Source organism: Nocardioides ferulae (genome assembly GCF_003660455.1).
Classification (GTDB): domain Bacteria; phylum Actinomycetota; class Actinomycetes; order Propionibacteriales; family Nocardioidaceae; genus Nocardioides; species Nocardioides ferulae.
Window position 1 is genome coordinate 1 of record NZ_QZVR01000065.1, and the last position, 625, is coordinate 625.

The following is a 625-nucleotide window of genomic DNA, read 5'->3' on the forward strand; positions in this document are numbered from 1 at the left end:
TGTGATGCCCAGCCAGGTTGTCCAACCTGGTGATGGGTGCGGCCTTCCCGATTGCTGAGTGGGGCCGGTGGTGGTTGTACTCGTGGACCCATGCTGGCAGAGCGGCGAGCCGGGCTGACTCGGAGTTGTAGAACTTCTTGAACGCCCAGCCCTCGGCCAGCGTCCGGTGGAAGCGCTCGATCTTGCCGTTGGTCTGCGGTCGGTAGGGCCGGGTCTTCTTCGCCGTGATGCCCAGGTCAGCGCAGGTCTCACGCCACAGGTTCGACCGGTAGCAGCTCCCGTTGTCGCTGAGCACACGCTGCACGGTGACGCCGCGGTCGGCGAACCATGCGACCGCGTTCTTCAAGACCTCGGTGGCGGTTTCCTTGGTCTCGTCGTCGTGTGCCTCGACGTAGGCCACGCGGGAGTGGTCATCGATGACCGTGTGGAGGTAGCAGGTGCCGATCAAGGGGTTGCGGTACTGGTTGCGCTCGCCGGTGCGTACGGCCGTCGCGGCTCGGTTCTTCTTCCCCTGCTGGCGGCCGAGGTAGCGCCAGCCGCCGCCGTCGGGGACCTTGCCGAGTTTCTTGACGTCGACGTGGATCAGGTCGCCGGGCTTCTCGTGCTCATAGCGGCGGATCGGCTC

The 625-nt window shown here is 65.9% G+C and carries 1 protein-coding gene; it reads right to left on the minus strand.

Annotation, left to right across the window (positions count from 1 at the left end; translation table 11 throughout):
* Window positions 1–625, minus strand: a 625-nt coding sequence (locus D6B71_RS22435) for an IS481 family transposase (RefSeq protein WP_121259018.1), incomplete at both ends; no start/stop codon positions are given.